Source organism: Rugamonas sp. DEMB1 (assembly GCF_029834475.1).
In the GTDB taxonomy this organism is placed as follows: domain Bacteria; phylum Pseudomonadota; class Gammaproteobacteria; order Burkholderiales; family Burkholderiaceae_D; genus Rugamonas; species Rugamonas rubra.
Genome location: NZ_CP122407.1, coordinates 2189184 through 2215970, shown reverse-complemented (window position 1 = coordinate 2215970; position 26787 = coordinate 2189184). Strand labels below are relative to the sequence as shown.

Genomic DNA, 26787 nt, shown 5'->3' with positions numbered 1-26787 from the left:
AACGGTGTTGCTCCGCCGCCAATCATCCCCCCAAATCATCCGCCGCTGAAGACGGCCAGCGACAGGGGTTTGCCGTCGGCGCTCAGCTTGCCGCCCTTGAACTGGATCGCCATGCGCAGCTCGTTGCGCTCGACACGGGCGAGTCCGCCGCCGACCAGCTTGCCGATGAGCTTGGCGGCCACCGCGTCGCTGCTGGCGCGCAGCTTGGTCTCGTCCATGTCGGCGCTGAAATGCGGGCGCGCCATGACGTAGGCCAGATCCTTCGCCAGTTCGACGGGCACGCGCAGGTCGATGTCGGCGACCATTTTTTGCAGCAGCACGCCGGGCGTCGCCACGTCGTCCTCGCGCAGTTGGTCAAAGCTTACGCGCGCCTTCAGCGCCGCCTTGTTGCCGTTGTAGCGCGCGCTCAGCTCGTCGACGATCAACACCACGCCCTGGGTCAGCGTGGTCTTGAGCAGGCGCTCCCACAGGGGCTGCATGAGGCCGGCCCGCTCGTCGGCAGACACCTGGCCGAACACCACCGCATGCAGGCCACGACGGAAATCGCTCAGCGCCGCCGTGTTGACGTTGAGGATGCGCAGCTTCAGACTCACATCCTGCACCGGCAGCGGCCCCGGCTTGACCACGATGGACTGTGCCGCCAGCTGGTAGCGCAGCTCGGTGACGGCGCCGCGCTGGCGCATGTCCGAACGCAATTCCAAGCCCTGGATGGTGCCGCTATGGCCCTTGTCGGCCTCGCTGGCGACGCCAGCCGGGCCGCCCTCGGCGCTGCGGGCGGAATCGGCCGTTGCGGCCGGCGTGGCCGGCGCGTCCAGGCCGCCGAACATCAGCGTGCCGATGCGATAGCGCTCGCTGCCGTACCAGAGCCCCCCGGGCGCGCGGGTTTGCCTGCTGTCGTAGAACATGTTGGCGCCGAGCAGGGAGCGTCCCTCGTTCAGCACCGACACCAGCTTCCACTCGGCGCTGCCGCGCTGCCTGCTCTCGGCCTTGTTGCGCAACAGTTCCAGCTTGAAGGCCGACCAGCTGTAATTGCTGCCGCTCGGCGATAGATAGCCGCGTCCGGGAAAACCGAAGCGGTAGCGGGTAGCGCCCTTGCCGGCGGCCACGCCGCTGAACTCGAAGGGCCGCTGGTCGCCGAACACCGCCTGCAGATTGCGCTGGGTGGCGGGGCTGTGTTCGAACTGCCGGTAGTTCGCCAGCGCCTTGGCCAGCGTGTCTTCCGGCCCCAACAAGGCGCCCAAGTCGTGGGCGGCGCCGATGGCGGTGGCGAGCAACTCGCCATGGTCGAAGCGCGTGCGCTGCGGCGCGGGCGGCGCCGCGTCGACGGCCGGCGCAGGTGGCGGCGCGGCGGCGAACGCCGGATGGCCGGCCAGCAAGGCGCCGGCCAGCAAAAATGTCTTGTTCAAAGCGATCCTTTATTGGTCAAAAAAATCCCGCCGTCGACCCGGCGGCGGCAGTTGCGCGCAGCGGGTCACACGGAGGGAAATGGCGGGCGGCCGTGGCCGCCCGCAGCGCCGTATTACTGCTTGGCGCGCTCGACCGACACGCCCGGCGGCAGCGCCGGGTAGCTGCGGCGGAAGTTGTGCGTCATCGGCGAACCGACCGGCTTGCCGTCCTTGCTGGCCGGCGTCCAGCGGCAGGACTTGACGGCGGCGATGGCCGCCGCGTCGAACTCGGCCACCTCGCTGCCCTGCACCACGGTGACCTTGCCGGCGCGGCCGTCGGCGCCGATGTCGTACTGCAGCGTCAAGTTTTTCGCCGCCGCGTTGGCGGGGAACTCAGGCCAGTGGCATTTGCCCGGCACTTCGGCGGGCGGCGTGATCGGCCCGCTCATCAGCGCGTCGAGCAGCGGCAGCGTGATCGGCTTGCCGTTGACCACCAGCTTGCCGTCCTTGAAGACGATGCTCGAACGCAGCTCGTTTTTCTCGATGCGGGCGTAGCCGTCGCCGACCAGCTTGCCGACGACCACGTTGGCCATGTTCTTGGCGGCCTCCGCCACCTCGTTCTCGAAGCTAGGCTCGGCGCTGCGCGGCGCCAGTTGCTTGCGCGCGAGCTGGCCGGAGACGTCCTTGACCAAGGCCAGCGGCAGACGGATCTCGGCGCGCGCCACCAGCTTTTTCAGCAGGCGGACCGGCGCGTCGAAGTCGGCGTCGGCCACCTGCTTGAAGGCGAAGCTGCCCTTGAGGGCCACCTTGTTGCCCTGGTAGCTGGCGCTCAGGTCGTCGATCTCCAACGTGGCGCCCTGCTTGATCAACGACTGGCCGACGCGCTTCATCACCGCCAGCACGGCCAGCTGCTGCTCGGCGGCCGGCAGCTTGCTACGGTTCAATTCCTGCAACTCGCGGTTGAACGCGGCCAGGGCCGCCGTGTCCATGTTCAGCACGCGCAGGCCGAGGTTGAAGCGGTCGACCTGCTGCTCGGCGACGCTGATCGAATCGATGCCGAAACGGTAGGCCAGGTTGCTGGCCTTGCCGCGTTGCACCAGGTCGAAGTCGAGCTCCAGGCCCTTCAGCCAGACCGGGCCGGTGCTGCTCATGCTGGCCGCCGGCGCCTTGCCCCCGGCCGCAGCGGGCTGATCTAGTCTTTCCACCTTGACGTTGGCGTTGGCCGAGACGACGCCGGCGCCGTCGAGCATGACGCCGCCGACGCGCATGTGCTGCTTGCCGTACCACATCCCGCCGGGTCCACGGCTCTGCTTGCCTTCGTAGCTGATGTCGCGCACCGCCACCGTCATGTCCTGGCCGACGGCGATCAGCGACGACCAGTCGCCGCTGATGCTGCGCCGCTTATCGCCCTTGTCGCTGAGCACGGCGAGGGTCAGCGCGCTCCAGTCGACGTTGGTGCCGCCCGGCGAGACGTAGTTGTGGGCCGGCAGCGTCAGGACAAAGCGCGTGCCGCCTTTCGGCAACGCTGTGCCGACCATCTCGAAGGGATGCTCGCTGCCGAACACGGCCAGCAGCTTCTTCTTGGTGGCCGGCGTGAACTCGAAGCGCCGGTAACGCTCGGCCGCCTTGGCCAGGTCGTCGTCGGCGCCGAATTCGGCCTTCAGCTCGAGCGCCGCCGCGCTCATGGCGTCGATGAACTCGGATTGCGCCAGCGGCGACGGCGCGGCGGCGGGCACGGGCGCGGCCGGCGCGGTGACTGGGGCGGCGCCGACGGCGGAGTGGCTGGCCAGCGCGGCGCTCAGGGCGCCCGCCAGCAGGAATGATTTTTTCAAGAAAATGCCCTTCGAATAGAATAGGAGACGCCGCCGCCGGCTGGGCGGCGGCAGCGGATTCTAGCTACTTATTCATAGGAAGAAATACGCGGATTGTCACACACATGTTAAATAGCCGCGCCGAGAGGCCGCGCTCAGTCCTGCTTTGGATACGGACTCTTGCCGCCCTCGGCGATGAAGGCGTCGATGCGCGCCTCCAGCACCGGCAGCGGCACCGAGCCCAGTTGCAGCACGGTGTCGTGGAAGTGGCGGATATCGAACCTGGCACCCAGCGCCGACTCGGCCTTGCGGCGCGCCTTGAAGATGGCCATTTCGCCCAGGTAGTAGGAGAGCGCCTGGCCCGGCCAGGAGATGTAACGGTCGACCTCGGTCTCGATCTCGTGCTCGGACAGCGCCGTGTTGTCGTGCAAATAGGCCTGCGCCTGGGCCCGCGTCCAGCCCTTGGCGTGGATGCCGGTGTCGACCACCAGGCGCGATGCGCGCCAGGCCTGGTAGCTGAGCATGCCGAAGGTCTCGTAGGGCGTCTCGTAGATGCCCATCTCGCTGCCCAGCCGCTCCGAGTACAGCGCCCAACCCTCGCCGTAGGCCGAGATGTAGGCGCGGCGGAACGGCGGCCGCCCCTTCTGCTCCATCGCCACCGGCATCTGGAAGGCGTGGCCGGGGGCCGACTCGTGCAGCGTCAGCGCCGGCAGGCTGTACAGCGCGCGCGCCGGCAGGTTGTAGGTGTTGACCAGGTAGACGCCCGGCCCGCCCCGGCCCGAGGTGTAGAACGGCGCCAGGTCGGCCGGCACCGGGGTGATGGCGAAGCGGCGCCGTGGCAGGTAGCCGAAGTACTGCTCGGCCTTGGCGTCGAACTTCTTGGCGATGTGGGCGGCGCGCATCATCAGCTCCTCCGGCGTGCGCGCGTAGAAGCGCGGGTCGGTGCGCAGGAACTGCAGGAAGGCCGGCAGCTCGCCGGCGAAGCCGGTCTGGCGGATGGTCTCGCCCATCTCGGCGCGGATCTTGGCCATCTCGTCGAGGCCGATCTGGTGGATCTGCGCCGCGCTCAGCGCCGTGGTGGTGTACTCGACGATCTTGGCCTGGTAGTAGGCCTTGCCGTCGGGCAGGCTCTCGGCGGCCAGCGCCTCCTGCGCCCGCGGCACGTACTCCTCGCGCATGAAGCGCAGCAGCGCGCCATAGGCCGGCTGCACGGCCTCGCCGATCACCTTGGCGGCGGCGGCGCGCAGCGCCGCCTGCTCGGCCGCCGGGATGGTCGACGGCATCTGCTTGAACGGCGTGTAGAACACCGTGTCCTGCGCCGTCTTGGCCTCGGTCACCGAGCTGATCGAGGCGTCGCGCCCGGCCAGCGTGACCTTCGGCGGCGTGAAGCCGCGCCGCAGGCCGGCGCGCATGTTGGCCGTCTCCTCGCCGAAGTAGCGCGGCACGTCGGCCAGCTGCTTGAGGTAGTCGCGGTACTCGGCGGCCTTGCTGAAGTGCTTGCGCGCGCCGTCGGCCAGGTTCGACCAGAAGGCCGAGTCGGCGTTGAGCGGCTTCTCGAACTCGCGGAAGCGCTGGTCGGCGACGAACACCGCGATCTGCGCGCGGTAGACCGCGTAGTTGACCCGCTCGGCGGCCGACAGGCTGGCCGGCTTGATGCCGTCGAGGCGCTTCAGCACGCCCTGCCAGTAGGCCAGGCGGGCCTGCTGGGTGGCCGGGTCGACCCGCGGCAGGTCGGGCCGCACGCCGTTGTCGTCGTCCTCCTCGTCCTCCAGGTGCTGGCCCAGGCGCCATGTCCACTCCTGCGTGTAGATCGCCTTGAAGCGGGCGTCGGCCGGTCCGGCCCCCGGCGCGGCGGCCGCTTGCGCCGGCGCGGCGGCGGCCATCAATATGCATGCGCCGGCGAGGGCGGCGGCTAACTTCTTATCCATGGTTCTCCTGTGGGTGACAACGAACGAAGACGGCGGCGGCCCGCTGGGGCGCGCCGCCTACTGGTCGAACAGCTTGCGCGGTTGGCGCAGCAGCGCGGTGAAGGCCGGCGCGGCGAGCGGACGGCTGAAGTAGTAGCCCTGCATCTCGTCGCAGCCGCGCTCGGCCAGGAAGTCGACCTGGGCCCGCGTCTCGACGCCCTCGGCGATGACGCGCAGGTTCAGGTTGTGCGCCAGCGAGATCACCGACAGCGCGATGGCGGCGTCGTTGGCGTTGGTGGTGACGTCGTCGACGAAGGACTTGTCGATCTTCAGCACGTCGATCGGGAAGCGCTTCAGGTAGCCCAGGCTGGAGTAGCCGGTGCCGAAGTCGTCGAGCGAGATCGACACGCCGATGTCCTTCAGGCGCTTGAGCGCGGCGACCGCCTTGTCCGGGTCGCCCATCACCGTGCCCTCGGTGATCTCCAGGCCCAGGTTGGCCGGGGCGATGCCGAAGCGGCGCAGGGTGGCCTCGACGAAGGCCACCGTGTTGTCGTGGCCGAACTGGCCGGCCGACAGGTTGACGGCCACCTTGATGTCGCCCAGGCCCTCGTCGTGCCACAGCTTGATCTGCGCGCAGACGCTCTCGAGCACCCACTCGCCGATGGCGGTGACCATGCCGTACTCCTCGGCCAGCGGGATGAAGCGGTTGGGCGGCACCTTGCCCAGCACCGGGTTGTCCCAGCGCAGCAGCGCCTCGGCGCCCAGCAGCTCGCCGCTGCGCAGGCACATCTGCGGCTGGTAGTGCACCTCGAACTCGTCGCGCGCGATGGCGCCGCGCAGCTGCGCCTGGATCGCCAGCTTGTCGCGGATCTCGGCGTCCATCCGCTCGGTGAAGAAGGCGTAGTGGTCGCGCCCGGTCTCCTTGGCGCGGAACAGCGCCGTGTCGGCGTTGCGCACCAGCTCGTCGAGGTCGGCCCCGTCGCTCGGGCTGACGGCGATGCCGATGCTCGAGGTCAGCGAGATCTGCTGGCCGTCGACGGCCAGCTCGCGGCGCAGCCCGGCCAGCACGCGCTGCGCCAGCGCCAGGGTGCGGCCCAGCTGGACGTCGTCCTGCAGGATGATCTGGAACTCGTCGCCGCCCTGGCGGGTGACGGTGTCGCCCTCGCCCACCGCCCGGCTGAGGAAGCGCGCCACCACCTGCAGCGCGCGGTCGCCGACCTGCGGGCCGAAGGAGTCGTTGATGCTCTTGAAGCGGTCCAGGTCGAGGCACATCACGGCCACGCACTGGCCCTCGCGGCGCGCCGCCGCCATGGTGTGGGCGAAGCGCTGGCGCGCCAGCAGGCGGTTGGGCAGGCCGGTCAGGGCGTCGTGGTTGGAGAGGAAGTCGATCAGGTGCTGCTCGGCCTTGCGCTCGGTGATGTCCATGAACACGGCGACGTAGTTGACCACCGCGCCGGCGCCGTCCTTGACGCAGGAGACGCTGAGCAGGCCGGGGTAGGTGTCGCCGTTCTTGCGCCGCGCCATGATCTCGCCCGACCAGTGCGCCGTCGTCTGCAGCGCCCGCAGCAGCAGTTGCAGGGCCGGCGCGTTCTGCTCGCCGGCGTGCAGCAGGCGCACGCTCTGCCCCACCACCTCGGCCGCGCTGTAGCCGGAGATGCGGGTGAAGGCCGGGTTGCTGGCGGCGATCACGCCGGCCGTGTCGGTGATGACGATGGCGTCCTGGGTCGCCTCGAACACCTGGCCGGCCAGGCGCAGGAACTCCTCGTTGGCGCGGCGCCGCTCGACCTCGCGCTCGAGCGAGGCGGCCAGCCCGGCCAGCTCGGCGGTGCGCTCGGCGACGCGCTGCTCGAGCAGGCCGCGCTCGGCCGCCAGCGCCTTCTGCGCCCGGCCCAGGCGCACGTGGGCGTCGGTGCGGGCCAGGATCTCCTCGCTCTGGAAGGGCTTGGGGATGAAGTCGACGGCGCCCAGCGCGAAGCCGCGCACCTTGTCGTCGGTGTCGTGCTGGGCCGACAGGAAGATCACCGGCACCTGGCGCAGCTCGGCCGACTCGGACTGCTTGAGGCGGCGGCACACCTCGAAGCCGTCGATGCCGGGCATGCGGATGTCGAGCAGGATCAGCTCGGGCGGGCGCGACTGCGCCGTCCACAGCGCCAGCTCGCCGTTGGGCGCCTGCCGCACGTAGTAGCCGGCCTCGGTCAGCAGGTCGCTCAGCAGCTTGAGCGAGGCCGGCGTGTCCTCGACGATCAGCACTTCGCCCTTGGTGTGTTGTTCCGACAAATCCCGATGCATGTAGCGCTCTTTCTGCCTAAAATCGATCCAAACAGGGTGTTCCACCCGCCATCATATACCGCCCCGGCCCGCCGTGGCCGGCCGCCCGGCAGCCCAGACCATCAGGCGCTCAGCGCCAGCGGCCCGTCCTCCTCCAGCAGCGCGCACAGCTGCGGGTACTGGTGCAGCCGCAGCATGTGCTCGATGCGGCCGACCAGCGCGGCCTGCTCGGCCGGCAAGGGCTCGAGCAGCAGCGCCACGCGCGCCAGGTTGAGCTCGCGCACGGCGCCGCGCAGGCTGGCGCGCAGCGCGGCCGGCAGCGCGGCCAGGTCGGCGCGCGACAGCGGCCCGCCGGGCAGCCCGGCGCCGTGGCTGGGCCGGCGCAGGAAGTGCAGGCCGAGCTGCTGCTCGAGCAGCAGGTAGAGCGCCTCCTGCTCGACCGGCTTGCGCATGAACTCGTCGGCGCCGGCCTGCAGCGCCTCCGCGCGCTCCTCGGCGTAGGCCGAGGCGGTCAGCATGACGATGCGCGGCTGCACGATGGCGCCGTTGGCGCGGATGCGCCGGGTCGCCTCCAGGCCGTCGAGCTCGGGCATGCGCCAGTCCATGAACACCAGCTCGGGCTCGACTGCTCGACCTCGGCCAGCGCCCGCAGGCCGTCGGCGGCGCTGCGCAGCTCGAAGCCGAGCGGGCCGAGCAGGCTGCGCAACAGGGCGCAGCCGTCCTCGTTGTCGTCGACGATCAGGATGCGCCGGCCGCGCTGCTCGGCCGCCAGCGCCGCCACCTCGACGCCCGGCTCGAGCGGCAGGCTGCTGGCCACCTCGACCGGAATGGCGAACTGGAAGCAGGCGCCGTGGCCCGGCGTCGACTGCACCGTCAGCTGGCCGCCCATCAGCGCGACGAACTCGCGCGAGATGGTCAGGCCCAGCCCGGTGCCCTCGCGCGCGCCGCCGCTGCCGGCCTGGATGAAGGGCTCGAAGATGCGCTGCTGGTCCTCGGCGGCGATGCCGGGGCCGGTGTCGAGCACCGCGCAGGACAGTTCGCAGTGGCCGCCGCGCTGGGCGCCGCGCACCCGCAGGGTGACGCTGCCGCGCTCGGTGAACTTGACCGCGTTCGACATCAGGTTGAGCAGCACCTGGCGCAGCTTGGTGCCGTCGACGCGGGCGCCGGCCGGCATGCCGGCGCAGTCGAGCACCAGCTCGACGCCGCCCTGGCCGGCGCGCATGCTGACCATGTCCATCACCTCCTGCATCATCTCGGCCAGGTTGACCACCTCGGTCTGCAGCACGGCGCGCCCGGCCTCGACCTTGGACAGCTCGAGGATGTCGTTGATCAAGGTCAGCAGGTGGTGGCCGGAGCGGTGGATGATGGCCAGGTTGCGCTTCTCGTCGGGCAGCATGTTCTTCGAGTCGGCCATCAGGCGCGAGAAGCCGATCACCGAGTTGAGCGGGGTGCGCAGCTCGTGGCTCATGTTGGCCAGGAAGATGCTCTTGGCCTGGTTGGCCGCCTGCGCCTGCAGCACCGCCACCGACAGCGCGGCGGTGCGCTCGGCCACCAGCTCCTCGAGGTGGATGCGGTGGCGCCGCAGCTCCTGCTCGGCCACCTTGTGCGCGGTGATGTCGTAGTTGACGCCGACCATGCGCACCGGCCGGCCCTCGCCGTCGCGGAAGGTCATCGCGTCGGCCTTGATGAAGTGGACGCTGGCGTCGTCCCAGATGATGCGGCATTCGATGTCGAACTCGCCGTCGCCGGCCAGCGCCTGGTCGAGCATGGCGCGGGCCGGGATGGCGTCGTCCGGGTGGACCATGCGGACGAACAGTTCGAAGGGCTTGTCGACGCGCTGGCCCTCCTGGCCGTACAGGCGGTACATCTGCTCGTCCCACACCACCTCGCCGGTGAGGATGTTCCAGTCCCAGATGCCGATCGCCGCCGCGCTGCTGGCGATCTGCAGCCGCTCCTCGCTGGCGTGCATGGCGACGTAGCGGCTGTCGAGCAGGGCGACCATCTCGCGGATCGAGTTGTTGAGCGTGCGCAGCTCGCCGAAGAACCAGTCGCGCGGCGGCGCCGCGCCCGGGTTCAGGCCGGCCTTGACGTTGGCGGCGTAGCGGCCGATGGTGGTCAGCGGCTTGAGGATCAGCTGCCACAGCAGCAGGTACAGGCTGAGCACCAGCGTCACGTCGAGCACCAGGATCATGCCGCCGATGGCGTAGAGGCGCTGGCGCAGCTGCTCGAGCAGCACCGCCGGCGAGGCGTAGACGCTGATGCTGCCGATGTTCTGGCCGCCGGCGTTGATCGGCCGCTTCTCCACCAGCAGCTCGTCGCCGGCCGGCAGCTGCTCGGCGGCGTCGAGCTGGCCGCCGGCGTTGCGGACCAGGATGTAGGGATGCTTGCTCGAGCTCGGCTGCACCACGCTGGCGTGCAGGTCGCGGTTGCTCAGGCCGCTCTTCATGATGGTGACGATCTGCGTCTCGTCGAAGTTCCAGGCCGGCAGCGCCACCGCCACGGCCAGCTCGTCGGCGCTGGTCGACAGCGTCTTGTGCAGCTGCTGCCAGCGCTGCGCCTTCTCCAGCTCGTAGAAATACAGGGCGAAGGTGGTCAGCACCACCGTCACCACGGCGGTCAGCGCGACGCTGACGAACAGCGCGATGGAGATGCGGCCGGAACGGCTGGCGGGCGGGTTCAATATGGTGGGCCGATTCAGGTGGGGTTGCCGGATGATCCATGTTCTTGCCCAAATCATAGGTTCTATTGCCGGGCAAGTCCAATTAATTGTTGCCCGGGAGGATCATCGGGCGACATCGCTGTCGGCGCCCTTGACAAACCCCGGCCCGGGCCGCCCGCCGCCCGGGCGCGGCGGCGCTGGCGCGCTTTTCGCTTTCACCGAACTCAGCCAGCCAACCAGGAGACCGCCATGGACCGCACCGCCCGCACCGCCCGCCCGTTCAACCTGCCCTGCGTGTTCCACCCGGCCAAGCCGGCCGGGCTGCTCCGCCGCCCCGCGCGCCCGCTCGGCGCCGCCCTCGCCCTCGCCCTCGCCTGCGCCTGCGCCGCCCTGCTCCGCGCCGGCCCGGCCAACGCCAACCTGCTGACCTACAGCGCCGTGCTGTCCGGCGCCAACGAGGCGCCGGCCAACGCCTCGCCGGGCGGCGGCAACGTGCTGCTGGTGATCGACGACCAGGCCGACACCATGCACCTCGAAGTGAGCTTCGCCGGCCTGCTGGGGCAGACCGGCGCCGCCCACATCCACTGCTGCACGGCGGCCCCGCTGGCCGGCAACGCCGGCGTCGCCACGCCGGTGCCCAGCTTCCCCGGCTTCCCCGCCGGCGTCACGGTGGGCAGCTACGCCGCCAATTTCAACCTCGACAGCCCGTCCGCCTACAACCCGGCCTTCGTCGCCGCCCGGGGCGGCGTCGGCAACGCCCGCGACGCCCTGCTGGCCGGCCTGGCCGACCGCAGCGCCTACTTCAACATCCACACCAGTCTGTTCCCGGCCGGCGAGATACGCGGCTTCCTCGTGCTGCAACAAGAGATCCCCGAACCGGGCGCGCTGGCCCTGCTCGGCATCGGCCTGGCGGCACTGGGCTGGTGCCGGCGCCGCGCCGGCGCGACAGCGCCGTCGAACTAGCCACCAAAAAACGGACGCAGCGGCGCGAGCTTGCCGGATTTCTACCGAGTCGGACCAGCCGCTGCCGGGTTTCCAGTGTCGCCTACGACGACTAGCTCAGCTCCTTCACGCCGAGCTCCGCCGTTCGACCGGTGGCGTGTTTCCTAACCGCCTCGATCATCTTGCTTAACATGCCGGAATCGCCCACCTCATAGAATTTCTCCGCCCCGATGGCCAGCAAATACTCGATGGAATCCGACCAGCGCACCGGTTTTGTTATTTGGCCGGAAATCAAGGCGGGAATGGCAGCTTCAGGATAAGGCACGGCGGTTAGATTGGAAATCACGTCGCACTTCAGCGTTGAGAACTCGAAATTCGATATGAAAACAGAAAACTCCTGTTCCGCCTGCGACATCAACGGGCTGTGAAAAGCCGCACTGGTTTTCAAGGCAATAAAGTTGCTTGCGCCAGCGATCTTCATCACTGATTCGACCTCTTTCATTTGCCCGGCGTCACCCGACAATACGATTTGCGTCGGTGTATTGATGTTTGCCACATACAGTTTGTCCAATTCGAAGGCAAGCAACACATCCAGCACCACGTCGACAGACAGCCCGATTACCGCGCTCATGCCGCCGGAGCCGTGCATGTTCATCAAGCGGCCGCGCTCCTTGACCAGGCTCAGACCGGAAACGATGTCAAACGCCCCAGCAACTTGCAGCGCGTTGAACTCCCCCAGGCTGTGGCCGGCCGCGTACTTGAAACTCAAGCCCTCGTCCTCGATAAGATGCTTCGCATGCAGCGCATTGACAAGGTAGATGGCGGGTTGCGTAAAGTCGGTGCGGTCAAGAACACCCGCCGAATTGTCCAAGCACAAATCTCGGATAGAGTAGCCCAATAGCTCGTCCGCCTCCTGTACGAGCTGCGGATATCGCTCAAACAGCGACGCCCCCATCCCCTTGCACTGGGATCCCTGGCCAGGAAACACAATCACATCCATTTTCATATTGTTACTCCTAAGTTGTGGTAGCACGGGTGGCCGGCGAACGGCAGTAATATTTTCGCCAAGATTCAACAACGGAACTGATAGCAGAAAATCTTTGTTATTGTGGGAAATTTGCTTTATATTTGACATCTTTTTACGTAGATGCATTTGCGTAAATAGTCTGATTAACGGCCCCGGACCAAAGTCGAACAGCAGTCCGTGGCCGGTTTCCAACGCGATGATGTTCAACGTCCTGGGCCAATCAAGCATGTTGATGCAAGTCTGTTCGACAAACGATTCGCCAAGCAGATTCTCGCTTTGCATATTGGCGCCCGTATCAGTCCGATATACCGGACAGACGAGATCGCGCCCGCTGAAGCGAAATTGCGTGAATTCGCTATCGCCCCTGAGGCGCGGCCATACCGGACCAAGTATCTTGGAATGAAACGGCGCGGTCGCGGCCAAATACGACCAATCGGTCTCTTTAATTAATTTTTTTCTTTCAAGAAAAACTCGGAACTGCTCCAGCACATCTCCACGGCCGGCCAGCACGATGATATCGTCCGCGTTGCAAAGGCCGATCTCAATACGGCGCGCCCGCTCATGTTGGCTTGAAAACTGCTCGATCTCATGATCCACGCGACTCCGCTCGATTCTCTGCACCATTGCCATCGGTGAATACAGCCTCGCCGAATCGACTTCTTGGGCGAGCAAGTAGGACTGATAGGCCTCCTCGGATCGGTACGAAACACAGAACGAGAATCGTATGAGCGAATTTATATTCCGTTCAAACGCCGCCTTATCAAGCCCCAATCCATAGACGATCGCGGAAAGCAAGCCGACGCTGTGGCCGACCGCGCCGCTGCTTGAGCTGGCCCAGGCCGGCATATCGACACTTTTATTGTGCAGTTGTTGAATTAGGCACAAATGATATATAAATACGCAAACTAGATTGATTGTCGAGCGGCGCGCGTCGCCCGCATCCATCTCTTCCGAATCCCGCACCCATCTTTCCAAAGGAAAACCACGAGGCAAGATCTCTGGTGAAGGTTTGATATTGATTTCCGCTTCTCGAACGCTCGAAAACACCGTCGAGAAAAACAATCGCAAATCGCCATCGGCATGGTACAACTCCCTCATGAGGGCGACCACGTCCCCGCTATGGGAAGAGAACTGCACAAATTGTTTTGGTTGGACATCAGGCATTTTGGCGCACACCCTTATCATGAATAAACACTGGCATCAGGCGGGGAGCAAACCGGGCAAATATGCACCATTGTTCCGCAAGTATTCCCTGAGCAATTCCATGGCGCCCAGCTCCAAACGACCCATCTCGCGCAGCCTCTTTTTGATCTCATCGATTAAAAAATGTTCTCTATTTGAAAATAGCCTGTTTATCAAGTTATACAATTTTCTCAACTTCAAATACATTTCGTGATACGCCGCCTTGACCGCGTCGCCATACCCCGCAAATGCGACAAACCGGGAAAAGAACTTTCTCGAACCCAGCAAAATGCCGATGGCGTTCACAGCGCTAACCTTGTAAACTATCGAACTTTGAGTATATTCGAAGTCCAAATAATCAGCCATAAACCCGTAGACTTGCAAAGGATCATGGTGGGCGTCGACAAATGAAATATGCTCCCGGTACGATTTTTCCCGGTTTTCCATATTCGGTGCGGAATAAATACTGAACGCGTCCACAAACCATCTATCCTTGCCGACCTGGTAGGCATCTGCCATCGCATCGATGCTTGATTTATACATGCGGCCGTTGTCCGAGAATATATCGAAAAAATGAAACTCGTGACTGCTTTCGTCATAGCCGGAAATAAAATACGCATGCAAATTATTCAGTTCGCTTTCGTTCTCAATGTTGGGAATAGTTAAATCTCTGTAATATGGAACGCCGCCGCAAGGCGCATAAAACACCACCGGACATTTTTTTGCGACTTCTTGCTTTGCCCGTTCGACAAATTCCCCGAAATCGAAGGCGACAGGCGCCCTTTCTGCCCAGATGCCGACCATATCCCATTCCTTCTCTTGCATGTAGCGGGGTGTATATAGCCATCTGGACTTCTTTTCAAGATACGAAGATTGATATATATTATCCGTATTTTCCAAACTCGCGAAAAATAGCAGGTCTATCGGGAGGCCCAGAACCTCCATATATGCCAACACCTTCTGATTCATGCAGTTTAGATGGAACGATTCATCCAGGTTCCGAAATTTCCCGATCCCATCGATGCTTAGATTTTGCTTCATTTTTCAGTCAATTCATTTGGTTATAAAATTGGGGGCCAGGAATTAACCACGACATGCGCGGGATCCAAGTGCGATACCCATTTGTCGCAGGGAGATGACATGCCGAAAACTCATATCTTTCCAACACCGCAAGGCCGCGCCGTCGTCCCGCCAGCGCAGCGGCCACTGCGGCGTGCGCGCCATGGCCCAAGGCCTTGACAAGCCAAGCACGGGGCGAACCGCATGCCAGTTATCTTGTGCTGGTCTTGGCAAAGCAATTAATAATGCACGAGTTCATCGCTTATCTTAAGACCGGAAATTACCTCGATCCTGACACCGTTTGAAATGCCGGTTTGAATCCTCTTTTTGATTTTTTTCTTCTCGCCGTCGATGACACCGATATATGTGCCATCCTTTTCGAATAGGACATAACCCTCGTCAACCGCCAGCACCTGTCTATGGCTATCCAATATGACGGTGGCACTTGCGCTGTAACCGGACCTCAGAAAAACGTCGTTGCCGGCTTTAACTCTCGCCTTGATTTTAAATTTAATAATTCCTTGATCCAAAAAGCCTTTGGGCGATATGTATTCCAGTATGCCGGGAAATACCCTAGTGCCCAAGGCGCCGGGGTTGACTGAAACCGGCATGCCGGTCCGCAGCTTGGCGACATCGGATTCGTCCGCACTGCCCTCGAATATCAGATCGTCTATATCGGCGATGGTCGCAATCGTTGTGCCGTTACTGAATGTATTCGTTTGGGTGATATAGTCTCCAGCTTTAACCGGCACATCCAGCGCCATGCCCGATATGGTCGCCCTGACCAGGCTTGGCGACGATCCCGAGTTTTTGGAAAAACCATTTTTAATCAGATCCAACTTATCGACCGAACTGTCGAGGCTCTCCTTGGCCAACTCGTAGTCGCGCTTATGGAGCAGATACATGGAATCCGAAATGAAGTTCTTTCCGAGCAATTCCTTATACCTATCAAGCTCGCGTTTACTTACCGCGAATGAGATTTTCGCCTTCTCCAGATCGGATTGGGCGGCGGCCAACACGACCGCATCGGGGGTCAGGCTTATCCTCGCGATCACGGAATTTTTCTTGATCTTTTCTCCCGCGCTAATAAACACCTGGTCTATCACGCCAGGCACCAGGGCCTTGATCTCGACTTCATTTCTAGGAACGATCTTCCCTGTCGCTACGACGGTTACTTCAATATCGGCAATCACCGGGGTAATCTTCTCCGCTCTGGTTGCGTTGGTGGCTGAACTGGATTTTTTCGAGAAGACGCCAACAACAAGCATCAATATCAAGAGCAACGACAACATTCCAAAACATGCATTTTTCACACTGAGCTTAGGCACTCTATTCGTCCTTTAATGCAACTATCGGGTTAATTTTCGCGGCGCTGACTGCCGGTATAAGCGCGGTTAAAGTTCCGCATATTATTAAAACGACAAGTGCTATGACGCAAGTGTCGTTGTTTACCGTCGGATTATGAAAAACCTCGGCATTCACGGAAAACAACATGCACAAATAGTTTATGAAATTCAACAAGAGCTTCCCTGCCAACAAGCCAAGCAGGCCGGAAAGCGAGGTCAAAAAGATGGCTTCCTCCACCACCATCACGGCAATTGAAACAATGGTGGCCCCCAGCGCCTTCCGCAAACCGATTTCCTGATTTCTCTCCTTGACGAAAATAAGCATGATATTTCCAACGCCGATCACCCCGGAAAATATCGTCCCGATCGCGATGAACCAGGAAAAAGCCGCCATGCCGGAAAACAACGCCATATATTTGTCGAATTCTTTTTGGGTGTTATACGAGCCGTACACGCCAATGTCCTGCGGGCTGATGTTATGTCGGTCTTTAAGAAAATCAATCGCTTCTTTTTCAATCACACTTGAATGCACACCCTTCTGCGGCGACATTCGTATCAAATCGATCCAACCCTCTTGATTAAAACAATTACGCAAAGTCTCATTGGGTAGAAACACCAGTCCGGCGTCCTTCCTGGCCTGGTCCCCGATGGCCGACGGTTCGAATACGCCAACCACCGTGAAGGAAATACCGGATATTTTTATCGAGGCGCCTATCGCATCATCTCTTAGGGGGAACAGTTGCTCATACACTCGACTCCCGATGACCGCCACCTTTCGCCTTTCCCGGTTGTCCAGGCCGTTAAAAAAACGGCCTTGCGCCATGGAAAACCCACTCATCTCAGCTATCTCAAGATGAGAACCTTGAACAAGGTAGGAACCATACTCATGGTTCCGGCTTACAAATTGAGGCAACTCGCGGCCGAGATTATTTATCCCGACGGCGATTTTTATACCAGGCACCCTTTTTTTCAAGGCGCGGACGTCGTCATTGTCCATACCAATCCAGCGCCCGGCATTCAGCCCCCGATAGGGAATTTGAGCGACATTGGCCCGCCAGATATAGACATTGTCGGCGGCGGCGCCAAATTGGTCTTCAATGCCGTTTCTCAATCCTTGCGCGCACCCGAGCAAGACTATAAGTAATAGAACTCCCCAAAAAACTCCAAAGCCGGTGAGTAAGTGGCCCTCAGTTTGTATTGTTTGAAGGTTTGGAATAATTCAAATAGCCTGTTCACCGCCCCACCTATCCCTTGGCCCGCATGGCTTCCGCTGGACTTATCTTGGCGGCGCACCACGCCGGAATAAGGCTGGCAATGACTCCGACCGAAAACAGGACGACAAAAGCCGATAATGTGGTTTTCAAATCGATATCCGGATCGGAAAAATACGTGCTATCACCATCGAATAAAGAAATGACGGGGGTAATTGTTCTCAACATCATTGTCCCGAACAGCAGGCCCGCCCCGCCGCCCAAGGCGGTGATCAGCATAGCCTCGACAACGATCGCGGCGACGACGGAAATGGATGTCGCACCAAGCGCCTTCTTTAATCCTATTTCGGCCACTCTATCTTTAACCGACACCATCATAATGTTTCCCAATCCCACGGTTCCGGCCACCAGCGTGCCTATCCCGACCACCCAGACGAAGATCTTTATATTATTGAAAATACCGCGGACTTTTTCGGATTTTTCTAAAAAGTTCTCAATCAACAACGCCTTGTCGTCGGTTGGTGCGATATCATTCGATTTCTTCAATAGATTTTCTATTTTCCCCTCGAAAACAAGATGATTCGCCGCCGTGTCTGGCATCACGTAGAGCGTACTAATCTTCTTCTCGGCGCCAAATAAATTCGCATAGGCGCCGGCGGACACAAGCACCTGGTTCGCGGTGTCTTTATTGCTGCCGCCGTCAAGGACGCCGATCGTGGTGTAATTGACATTTCCAATTCGCACCAGTTTTCCTATTGGATCGGCAGCTCCTGAAAACAATCTTTTTGCAACCCCGTCGCCGACGAGTAAGACCTTCCTGGCGCTCGAGAAATCAAGCGCGTCGAACTTTCGGCCTTTGATGACCTTGATTCTTTGATTGATATCGAAATAGTTCTCGGAAACTCCCAGCACCGTGTAGTTGCCCGATTTCTTATCATGTTGAATGAATGACTTATCCGGCCCATACACATCGAAAGCACTCAACTTTACTCCAGACACATTTGATTTGATATATTGAAGATCGCTTGGACGCAGGACAACGCTCCGTCCTTTTGAAAAACCCGCATATGCTACGCTGGTCCGGAACGACTGAATTCGGACATATCCGGCCATGTCGCTATTGAAACTGTGCAGGAAACCGTTCTCCACTCCCTTGCCGGCGCCTAACAGCATCATCAACATGAATAATCCCCAAAATATACCGAACGCGGTCAACAGTGACCTCATTCGATTATTCGCCAAGGAAAACAGAGTTTCCCTAAAATTATCCAGGAACATATGCTCTAGATCTCTAATCGTTTCTCAAAAAAGCGCCGCTTCCGGTGCGATGGTTTTCCAATTTCCCGTCTCCATACAGGTGCACGCCGCCCGAGCCCGCCCCTTTGATTTCGATATTTTTGTCCGCCCTGAGAAAAACGGCGCCGCTCCCCGAATGAACCAGTACCACGTTGTTGGCGGCCAGCTCCTTCAACATCAGCTTTCCGCTGCCGGTGTAATAGACATCCAACTTCTCGACCGATCCCGACACGCTTAAAATTCCGGAGCCGGAGTGGCGGATATTGACATCCGCGACATTTTCCGGCACGACGATCGCTTGGTTCCTATGATCGGCATAGCTGAGTGTGCAGCTGCTGCCGGAACACTTCAATATCGAGACTTCATTTCCCATGGCCATTCCCCGTTCAAGAGTCATAAAAAACAGAATAATTCCAACTATTTTTCCCATCATCCCACCGTTCAATATGAACCAACTTAGCAATGTACCCAGGAGGAAGCGATCAAGCCGTCTTGAGCGACATGAATGCCGTTTTTTCATATTCTCGATTCATGTAGTAAGTGCATAACAAACCCACGGCCCAGCCGAACGACGCTGCCCACCACAGTCCCGCTATGCCGAAAAAATGGCCGAATATATAGGAAAATGGCACTCTGATCAGACAGAAGGCAATCACGGTGCAGATCAACGGGGCTTTTACCACGCCCAATCCGTTAAGCTTGCCGTGATAGATGATTGTCAGAGACAAGCAAACAAAGAATGGCATAAGAATATTCAGGTATTGAACGCCTAGATCGATTACAGCCTCGTCTTTTGTAAAGATGCGGATCAGCTGGCGGTTGAATACCAAGGCCGCCACCGACAGCACCACGCTGAGGACGGCGGCGGTGAACGCGGTGTGCTTGAATCCGGCGGAGATTCTATCCGAGTAATTTTTACCGTGGTTTTGGCCGACAAAAGTGGTCAACGACGAAGACAGCTCCAAGAAGGCCATCGTCATGAACATCTCTATCCGTCCGACTATGGTCAAGGCGGCGATGACACTCTCGCCATAAGGAACGACAACCCATATAAGAACAAGAATGCCGCCGGATAGGAAAATATGCTGGGCAGCAAGTGGCAAGCCCAGGCTGACGCCGCGCCGCAGCTCGGTCGCGTTAAAAGATCGCCGCGATATGGCCAATCTAAAATACGTGTTTTTCACCGCCAAATAGACCACCAGCAGCGAGAATGAGCATATTTGCGATATTAGTGTGGCGATGGCGGTGCCCTCGACGCCCCAGCCCAGTTCCAACACGAAGTAGAAGTCGAGGGCGATGTTCAATAAACAGGCGAATATCATCGCATACAGGCTGGTCATTCCGTCGCCCAATGCGCGCAAAACACCGCCGATTCCCATCATCAAAAATGTCACCCCGATCCCATACGAGAGATAGGATAAGTATTTGCTGGCGCCCTCCATCAGATTTGGAGGTATGCCCAACAGCTTCAGAATTTCATTCGAAAACATCCCGCAGAAGAAACTCGTTAACAGGCCCGCCAAGAGAAGGAAAAGCATCAACGTCGATATTGACTGGGCGATTTTTTCGGTGTTCTCCGCACCTCTGTATTGGGAGATGACAATGGAAAATCCAATGGTCACGCCCAGTATCGTCGAAGTGATGAAATAGATGACGGGACCCGACACGCCGATGGCGGCCAGGGCGTCGACACCGAGATATTGGCCTACGATAATTCCATTTATCGTCGAGTAGATCTGCTGCAATACACTTCCTAAAAAAAGAGGAACAGCAAAAACCACGATATTTTTGAAAATTCCACCCTTAGTCATGTCATGCATGCCGCAGATCCTTGTCAATATAAACAACATCATTGTTGTCAACATACACCGTTCGCCTAACCTGCACCGGTGTATGTTGAACGGCCGTCGAAACCATCTCTCTTGGCCGCTGGGAATACCCGCCTTTTTTTACCGGACCAACAACCCGGTCGAATCAGGCTGCGCGCGCGACCGAATCAGCTAGGGAATCGATGTACGAGCTTATCGAGCTAATCGTCGGGTACACCTTCATCATGCTGACGTCCAGGACCACGCCCATCTGCTCAAACAAGTTCCGCAGAATGGTCAGGGCGGTAATTGACTCGCCGCCCAGGTCGTTGAAGGCCGCGTTGATGTCAAAAGTGTCATATCCCAGGGAATCGGCCCAGACCCGGGCCACCGCCCGCTCGGTATCGCTGTAACTCCCCGATTCACGGCCGGTGAGCACTGGATCGCCGGAGCTCTCCTCGTTTGCGACACCGCCGCGCGATACCGACTGCTCATTTTCCTCCTGCGACGCGGCGATTTTCTCCAGAATGTCTCGCGACAATTGGATACCCATCTTGTCGAGCCAAACAACAATTTCGTTACCGTAGTTTATTTCCCCGACGAATGTACGCGAAGGCACGTGGCGCAAGCCTTGGTACAGACAATGAATGCCCGCCTCAGTAGGGATCGCCTTAAATGTCGTATCCAGATTCGTGTCGAAATCAACCGCCATTCCAATGTCCCGCCATGCGGTCCATTGCATTGCCACCATATGGGTTTCCTCGGAATTTCCCATGTCGCAGAATGAGTCCATATAAGTGTTGGCCGCTGCGTAATCCCCTTGGCCGGCGGACGGATAAATCGAAGCGACCGAAGAGAAAAATGCCATGAAATCGAGTTTCATGCCTTTGGTCAACTCGCGCAAAAAATACGTTCCATGAATTTTTGGCCGAATCACCTCTTCAAAGTCCTTGGTTTCCCGCATCGAGATGACATTTTTTCCCGCGTTTCCCGCCGCATGAATTACGCCGGAGATTTCCCCTGAGGTCGAGACGATCTTCTCGATGCAGGCCTTCATCTGCTCATAATCGCCGGCGTCGACCGGGAACACGGTGATACTCGAACCGCCCGCCTCGATCTCTTTGATTGTTTTTATGCTATTGCGCAATTTTTTACTGGTTTCCGGGATATCGTCCCACGCCGCCCGTTCGGGCAAGCCGGAACGACTCGTCAGGATGATTTTCACGTTCGCATGGGATGACAGCATACGCGCCACCTCCAAACCGATCGCGCCGGTTCCGCCGGTTATCAAATAAACGCCGCCTTGACGAATTTTGACGTCGGTGAATTTGCTCGATTCGACATCGATATATTCGAACTGTTCGATATATCTCGAATTGTTCCGATAAATAACAAGACGTTCCGGCACATTGCTGGAAAATTCAAGCGCCAGCGAGCGCGTGGAGCTCGATGCGTCGAGATCGTAGGATTTGACCTCGACAAAAGGCGACTCCCGAGGAATCACCTTGGCCATTCCTAGCAAAGTGGCGTTCTCCGGGACCAGATCTTTCTTGTCCATTTCGCCTTTGATGTAGGCCACATTTTCGGTTACGACCGATAGTTTGCAGCGGAAGGAGGCGGAGATTATCGCCCGGGTTAGGAAAAATAGGCTCATCAACTTGGCGTCGATTAATTGCTCCAGTTCAACCGGATGCGCCGCCGTTTTTTCTCCCGAGGTGATATGGACAACATGATCATATCCGTCCCCTTTGATCAAGGCCGCCAATTTCCTATAATCCTCTTCTGTATGGCTGAAGACAATCACCTGGCCGTCCTGGGCATACTCCATTCCGAGGCTGGCAACGCTGACGTTGTTTCCCGTCGCTTCGAGAATTTTCCGCAGTTCTCCGCATCGTTTCGACCCTTCGCAGTCGACCAATAAAACCTTCTGTTGTGTTTTTTTCAACAAGGATGTATCAAGCGCTTTTTTGACGTATGCGACTTGATATGTCAACAGATTGTCTTCTTTGAAATTTTTCGCGACCAAGCTGACGTGGTCGGGGAAGTACAGATTGCAATCCGAGTCGGCGAATTGGTAACCGGGAACCGATACCGTCTTGGCCTTGTCTCCGAACAGCCGCTTCCAGTTTACATTTCGTCCTTCCAAATATCGCTTCTTGAACACCTCCAGGTCCACATCGTTTTCGACCAGGCTGATATCGCCGTGATTAGACGATTCGGCGGCGCTGGTTTTTACCATAGCGGCCTCCGACAGGGACTGCACCAGCTCCGCATAATTTTTCACGATAAGCGCGACGCGATAAGGCAGATGTTTCCTGCCGACGCCCAGCGTGAAACAGACATCGGCCAGATCCGCTTTCCCCGCCATGTCGGAAGTGGCGAATTTATGATATTCCTTGATCAGGGCGGTCAGGCTTTCCGGGCACAGCGCGCTCAAAACAAAAAGCATGGCGGCCTCTGGCCGTTCCTCCGCGGCCGCCGGGTCGGCCGCACCCTCCAATATGACATGGCAATTTGTTCCGCCCAAGCCGAATGCACTCACACCGCACAACCTGGTTGGAGAATTCACCGGCCAAGGCCGGAGGGCGTTGCTGACATACATCGGCGATTTTTCCAGGTCCAGCAGGGGATTTGTCTTCTTATAGTTGGCAACTGGCACCAAGGTTTGGTGATACAGGGACAGCGAGGTTTTGATCACACCAAGAATGCCCGAGCCTTCAAATAAATGTCCAATATTGCTTTTGACCGTACCGATCGCGCAAAACTGCTGCTTTTCGGTATAGCTGGCAAATGCCCGCTTCATGCCCTCCACCTCAATCGGATCACCAATGCGGGTTGCCGTGCCGTGTGCCTCGATGTAAGAAATATGCTCGGGATTGACTCCTGCGTCGACCCAGGCGGCCCTCAATAGATTGGCTTGGGAATCCGAATCCGGGGTTGTGATGCCATCGGTGGCGCCGTCATGGTTGATCGCCCCGCCTTTGATGATGCTGTAAATGTGGTCGCCGTCGGCCAACGCCTGGTCAAGACGCTTCAAGACAATTGCGCCGCTTCCCTCCCCAAGGCCGGTTCCATCGGCGGCCTCGTCGAAAGTTCGCGCCCTGCCGTCCGAAGACTCGATACCAATGCGACCGCTCGCTTCGCTGATCGGCACACAAATGCGCGCGCCGGCGACCAAGGCCATGGAACATCTCCCCTCGGCAACGGAACGGGCGGCGGTCAAGGTCGCGACCAGCGAGGCGGAACAGGCCGAATCGATGATGATGCTCGGGCCGTTGATGTCCAGAAAATGTGAAATTCGATTTGCCAGCATGCACGGGACATTCCCGGTCAGGGAGACCTGGGCCAGCGACGGATCGATATCCATCAAATAGGCCGAGTAGTCCTGCCCCGGATTCGACGCGAATCCGACGAATACCCCGGTGTCGGTCTTCGCAATCCTGTTTCCCGCGTACCCGGCGTCCTCAACCGCGCGGTACAGGGTTTTCAAAATAAGGCGATGATGCGGATCCATGGTGCAGGCCTGCTTCGGCGTCAGATTGAAAAAACGGTAATCCATTTTTTCTACGTTCGTCAAAAAACTGCCATTGTGGAAGCTGCTCCGTTCACCGCCGACTTTTTTCAGGGCGCGCAATTTCCGATATCGAATATATTTTGTGACCTCGTCGCGGCGATACGCGGGAAACTCGTCGACTTGATCCTTTCCCGATTTCAATAACGTCCAAAAATCATCCAGCGTGTCAATATTGGGGAGATTTACTGCCATTCCGATAATTGCAATGTCGTTATTCATCGTACTGCCCTTCCTACTTTATTTTCGTTGATAAGATTTTTAGGACTTCATTTCTCTTTCAAAAACACCGGCCGTCAATTCAATTCAATTCAATTTTCGATCGTTTGCGCAAGTTCAAATGGATATCGCAGCACACCGCCATCAATTAATTCGAGGATTCATGACAATTTATATATTTTCTCGAACTGCTGTCCTATCGGATGGGCTGGGGCCTCTGGTCGGAAAGGATCGAACCATCCTTGAATCTTATTTGCCTGCCGGTTTGATCCGCCACATCTTGCTCATGCGTGATTAGGACGATGGTTTTTCCTGTCAGATTTATTTGCTTAAATAAGGCCATGATTTCTTCGGTTGTGATGCTGTCCAAGGCCCCGGTCGGCTCGTCCGCGAAAATAACCGCCGGATTCCCCGCCAGCGCCCTTGCGATAGCGATGCGTTGCTTTTGGCCACCCGACAACTCATTCGGAAAATGTCCCAGACGGTTGCCCAGTCCCACCATTTCCAGCAGTTCACTAGCCTTCTTTGTCCTGGCTTTTCGGCTTTCCCCTTGATAGTACAAAGGCAGTGCCACGTTGTCCGTGGCGTTTGCGAATGGTAAAAGATTGAAAGACTGAAAAACAAATCCGAAAAAACGGCTACGGTAATCGGCCGCGCGCCGGTCGGACAGTTTTGACATGTCGACATCGTTGAAACGATATTGCCCTTCGTCATAACCGTCCAACAAGCCCATTATTGTCAGCAGCGTCGACTTTCCTGAACCAGAGGCGCCCATTATCGACACGAATTCCCCCCTATCGATTTCAAGGTCGATGCCCTTCAACACATGCAGAAATTTTCCGGATGTGTTGAAGGACTTGTGCAGGTTTTTTATAACAATCATAAAAATTACCCAATCAGAAGCGATGTTGCCCAGTTGAAATTCATATACCGAGCATCCTCGGCACAGCGTTGGCGTTGTCGCTTCCCCCCGCCCTACCCCGTAAGCCAAGAGTGGATCTTCCGGCTTCCGCCGCCACTCAGATGATACCAATTTGATACCAATATATAGCAATTAAATAATAGATGTCCATTTGTAATTGCTATTTTCGTAAAATTTATTTTTTGGCAAATTCATGGACGCCCAAGGACACACAATTGGTCTGCGTTCTTTCGAGCGGGTCGGGCGGGAAATTCTAGAGGGAGTCGGCCCTGGCGGGCGGCCTCAATTGGTCTGTTTTGGTATTGCTCGAAACGGGCAGGCAGGCGGGGGAAATGCGGTGAAAATACCACACATTAGATAATTTATTGACAATGCAATACAGTTGTGTTTAGCGGATTCAACACCCGAGATGAAAGTGGATGCCGGGGCGGCACTGGCGGCGATTCCGCCGCCAGAACATCGGCGGAACGCCGCCTATTTCTCCACGGCCAATCGCTGCAACTCGTCGCAAGCCATCGCCGTGCTGAGGAACAAGCGCCCGTTCAAGCGCGCCAACAACTCGCTGTGGCGCAGCCGGTCCAGCACCGGCCCCTTCACCTCGGCCAAATGCAGGCCGACGCCGCGCCGCTTCAAATTCTCGTTCAGCTCGCCCAGCGCGAACAGCGCCGTGGTGTCGATCGAGCTGACCGCCGACATCACCAGCACCAGGTGGCGCGCGCCGGGGTGGCCGCGCAGCTCCTCCTCGACCCGCTCGCTGACCGCCTCGGCGTTTCCGAAGAACAGGTTGGCGTCGACCCGCAGCACCAGCAAGCCCGGCTGCGTCTCGGCCGGATAGCGCTCGATGTTGCGGAAGTGCTCGCTGCCGGCGATGCGCCCCAACACCGCGATGTGCGGCCGGCTGGCGCGCCAGATCAGGGTGCCCATCGACAGCGCCACGCCGATCACCACGCCGGCCTCGACGCCCAGCGCCAGCACGCCGACGCCGCTGGCCAGCCAGGCCGCCGCGTCGCCACGGTCGTAGCGCCAGGCCAGGCGCAGCGTGTCGAACTCCAGCATGCCGAGCACGGCGACGATGATGGTGGCGGCCAGCGTTGGCAGCGGCAGCAGCGCCAGCCAGCCGGTCGGCGCCACCAGCGCGCCGGCCAGCAGCAGCGCGGTGAGCACGCTGGCCAGCGGCGTGTTGGCGCCGGCGGCGAAGTTGACGGCCGAGCGCGAGATGCTGCCGGTGACGGGGAAGCCGCCGCTCAGCGCGCTGGCGACGTTGGCCGCGCCCAGGCCGACCAGCTCGTGGTTGCTGAGCAGCTTCTCGTTGCGCTTGAGCGCCAGCGTCTGCGCCGCCGACATGCTCATCAAAAAGACGATGAAGCCGATCAGCAGGCCCGGCTGCAACAGCGGCTTCCAGTGCGCCGACGAGATCGCCAGGTTCAGCCCCGGCAGGCCGGCCGGCACCGCGCCGGTCAGGCGCACGCCGCGCGCCGGCAAATCCGACCAGGCCATCAGCGCCGTGGCGGCCAGCACCACCAGCATCGGCGCCAGCCGCGCGCCGATCTCGGCGGCCGCCGCCGGCAGGCCGCAGCCGCGCAGCAGCGCCGCCAGGTAGCGCTTGGCCAGCAGCAGCGCCAACAGCGAGGCGCCGCCCAGCAGCGCGCTGGGCAGGTGGACGTGTAGGTTGGGAAAATCATGCGGCGCGTCGGCGCCCAGCAGCGCGTGCAACTGGCCGAGGGCGATGACGACGGCCGAGCCGAAGGCGAAGCCGCCCATCACCGGGCGCGAGAAGAAGTTGGCCAGAAAGCCCATGCGCAGCGCGCCGCACAGCAGCAGCACGGCGCCGGCCACCAGCGCCAGCTGGGCCGCCAGCACGGTGTAGAGGCCGGTGCCGGCCGGCGCCAGCGGGCCGATCACCGCCGCCGTCATCAAGGAGACGATGGCCATCGGGCCGACCGACTGCGTCATGCTGCTGCCGAACACGGCGTACACCAGCGGCGGCAGGATGCTGGCGTAGATGCCGGCCACCGGCGGCAGGCCGGCGACGATGGCGTAGGCCATGCCCTGCGGGATCATCATCATCGCCACCACCAGGCCGGCGCTGATGTCGCCCGGCAGCTGGGCGCGCCGGTATTGCCTTAACCATTGAAGCATGTCGAATCCATGACGCTGAAAACCGCCAGCCTACG

General features: G+C 60.0%; 17 protein-coding genes. 1 reads left to right on the top strand and 16 read right to left on the bottom strand.

Annotated features, from left to right (window positions below):
* Positions 1 to 35: 35 nt before the first annotated feature.
* The 6 genes from QC826_RS10190 to QC826_RS10165 form a co-directional block, all read right to left on the bottom strand.
* Positions 36 to 1406: a DUF945 family protein gene (locus tag QC826_RS10190; protein WP_279765497.1), complete on the bottom strand. Its 1371-nt coding sequence runs from the start codon at positions 1404 to 1406 to the stop codon at positions 36 to 38.
* Positions 1407 to 1519: 113 nt separating this feature from the next.
* Positions 1520 to 3217, bottom strand: a complete 1698-nt coding sequence (locus QC826_RS10185; RefSeq protein ID WP_279765496.1) for a DUF945 family protein — start codon at positions 3215 to 3217, stop codon at positions 1520 to 1522.
* 134 nt (positions 3218 to 3351) lie between these two features.
* A complete protein-coding gene (locus QC826_RS10180) occupies positions 3352 to 5124 on the bottom strand; it encodes a DUF885 domain-containing protein (protein WP_279765495.1) in 1773 nt (590 codons plus the stop codon).
* 57 nt (positions 5125 to 5181) lie between these two features.
* Positions 5182 to 7392: a GGDEF domain-containing response regulator gene (locus QC826_RS10175; protein WP_279765494.1), complete on the bottom strand. Its 2211-nt coding sequence runs from the start codon at positions 7390 to 7392 to the stop codon at positions 5182 to 5184.
* Positions 7393 to 7493: 101 nt separating this feature from the next.
* Positions 7494 to 7964, bottom strand: coding sequence for a response regulator (locus tag QC826_RS10170; protein WP_279765493.1), 471 nt, complete (start codon positions 7962 to 7964; stop codon positions 7494 to 7496).
* Positions 7883 to 10051: a hybrid sensor histidine kinase/response regulator gene (locus QC826_RS10165; protein WP_279765492.1), complete on the bottom strand. Its 2169-nt coding sequence runs from the start codon at positions 10049 to 10051 to the stop codon at positions 7883 to 7885. The genes QC826_RS10170 and QC826_RS10165 overlap by 82 nt, the downstream gene beginning before the upstream one ends.
* 228 nt (positions 10052 to 10279) lie before the next feature.
* On the opposite strand from QC826_RS10165, the gene QC826_RS10160 reads away from it, so the two are divergent.
* Positions 10280 to 10993 carry a CHRD domain-containing protein gene (locus QC826_RS10160; protein ID WP_279765491.1) on the top strand — a complete coding sequence of 238 codons (714 nt, stop codon included), beginning with the start codon at positions 10280 to 10282 and terminating at the stop codon, positions 10991 to 10993.
* Between the two features lie 91 nt (positions 10994 to 11084).
* On the opposite strand, the gene fabD is transcribed toward QC826_RS10160, so the two are convergent.
* From fabD to QC826_RS10110, 10 genes are all read right to left on the bottom strand, one after another.
* Positions 11085 to 13163 carry an ACP S-malonyltransferase gene (fabD, locus tag QC826_RS10155; protein WP_279765490.1) on the bottom strand — a complete coding sequence of 693 codons (2079 nt, stop codon included), beginning with the start codon at positions 13161 to 13163 and terminating at the stop codon, positions 11085 to 11087.
* Between the two features lie 36 nt (positions 13164 to 13199).
* Positions 13200 to 13985 carry a hypothetical protein gene (locus QC826_RS10150; RefSeq protein ID WP_279765489.1) on the bottom strand — a complete coding sequence of 262 codons (786 nt, stop codon included), beginning with the start codon at positions 13983 to 13985 and terminating at the stop codon, positions 13200 to 13202.
* Positions 13986 to 14479: 494 nt separating this feature from the next.
* Positions 14480 to 15568 (bottom strand): efflux RND transporter periplasmic adaptor subunit, encoded by a 1089-nt coding sequence (locus QC826_RS10145; RefSeq protein ID WP_279765488.1) that lies wholly within the window; start codon positions 15566 to 15568, stop codon positions 14480 to 14482.
* Position 15569: 1 nt separating this feature from the next.
* Positions 15570 to 16784 (bottom strand): ABC transporter permease, encoded by a 1215-nt coding sequence (locus tag QC826_RS10140; RefSeq protein ID WP_279766437.1) that lies wholly within the window; start codon positions 16782 to 16784, stop codon positions 15570 to 15572.
* Between the two features lie 46 nt (positions 16785 to 16830).
* Positions 16831 to 18024, bottom strand: a complete 1194-nt coding sequence (locus tag QC826_RS10135) for an ABC transporter permease (protein WP_279766436.1) — start codon at positions 18022 to 18024, stop codon at positions 16831 to 16833.
* A 64-nt stretch (positions 18025 to 18088) separates the two neighbouring features.
* Complete coding sequence (locus QC826_RS10130; protein ID WP_279765487.1) at positions 18089 to 18613, bottom strand: GIN domain-containing protein; 525 nt, start codon at positions 18611 to 18613, stop codon at positions 18089 to 18091.
* Positions 18576 to 19913 (bottom strand): MATE family efflux transporter, encoded by a 1338-nt coding sequence (locus tag QC826_RS10125; protein ID WP_279765486.1) that lies wholly within the window; start codon positions 19911 to 19913, stop codon positions 18576 to 18578. The genes QC826_RS10130 and QC826_RS10125 overlap by 38 nt, the downstream gene beginning before the upstream one ends.
* Before the next feature lie 154 nt (positions 19914 to 20067).
* Entirely contained in the window at positions 20068 to 23694 is a 3627-nt protein-coding gene (locus QC826_RS10120; protein WP_279765484.1) for a type I polyketide synthase, read from the bottom strand.
* Positions 23695 to 23887: 193 nt separating this feature from the next.
* Positions 23888 to 24682, bottom strand: a complete 795-nt coding sequence (locus tag QC826_RS10115) for an ABC transporter ATP-binding protein (protein WP_279765483.1) — start codon at positions 24680 to 24682, stop codon at positions 23888 to 23890.
* 405 nt (positions 24683 to 25087) lie between these two features.
* A complete protein-coding gene (locus tag QC826_RS10110) occupies positions 25088 to 26752 on the bottom strand; it encodes a SulP family inorganic anion transporter (RefSeq protein ID WP_279765482.1) in 1665 nt (554 codons plus the stop codon).
* Positions 26753 to 26787 lie beyond the last annotated feature (35 nt).

Excerpts from the sequence above, each read along its gene's own strand:
- QC826_RS10110 (WP_279765482.1), bottom strand. The coding sequence starts at position 26,752 with ATGCTTCAATGGTTAAGGCAATACCGGCGCGCCCAGCTGCCGGGCGAC.
- QC826_RS10160 (WP_279765491.1), top strand. The coding sequence starts at position 10,280 with ATGGACCGCACCGCCCGCACCGCCCGCCCGTTCAACCTGCCCTGCGTG.
- QC826_RS10180 (WP_279765495.1), bottom strand. The coding sequence starts at position 5,124 with ATGGATAAGAAGTTAGCCGCCGCCCTCGCCGGCGCATGCATATTGATG.
- QC826_RS10130 (WP_279765487.1), bottom strand. The coding sequence starts at position 18,613 with ATGAAAAAACGGCATTCATGTCGCTCAAGACGGCTTGATCGCTTCCTC.
- QC826_RS10175 (WP_279765494.1), bottom strand. The coding sequence starts at position 7,392 with ATGCATCGGGATTTGTCGGAACAACACACCAAGGGCGAAGTGCTGATC.
- QC826_RS10170 (WP_279765493.1), bottom strand. The coding sequence starts at position 7,964 with ATGCCCGAGCTCGACGGCCTGGAGGCGACCCGGCGCATCCGCGCCAAC.
- QC826_RS10120 (WP_279765484.1), bottom strand. The coding sequence starts at position 23,694 with ATGAATAACGACATTGCAATTATCGGAATGGCAGTAAATCTCCCCAAT.
- QC826_RS10150 (WP_279765489.1), bottom strand. The coding sequence starts at position 13,985 with ATGGTCGGCATCTGGGCAGAAAGGGCGCCTGTCGCCTTCGATTTCGGG.
- QC826_RS10135 (WP_279766436.1), bottom strand. The coding sequence starts at position 18,024 with ATGAGGTCACTGTTGACCGCGTTCGGTATATTTTGGGGATTATTCATG.
- QC826_RS10125 (WP_279765486.1), bottom strand. The coding sequence starts at position 19,913 with ATGCATGACATGACTAAGGGTGGAATTTTCAAAAATATCGTGGTTTTT.
- fabD (WP_279765490.1), bottom strand. The coding sequence starts at position 13,163 with ATGCCTGATGTCCAACCAAAACAATTTGTGCAGTTCTCTTCCCATAGC.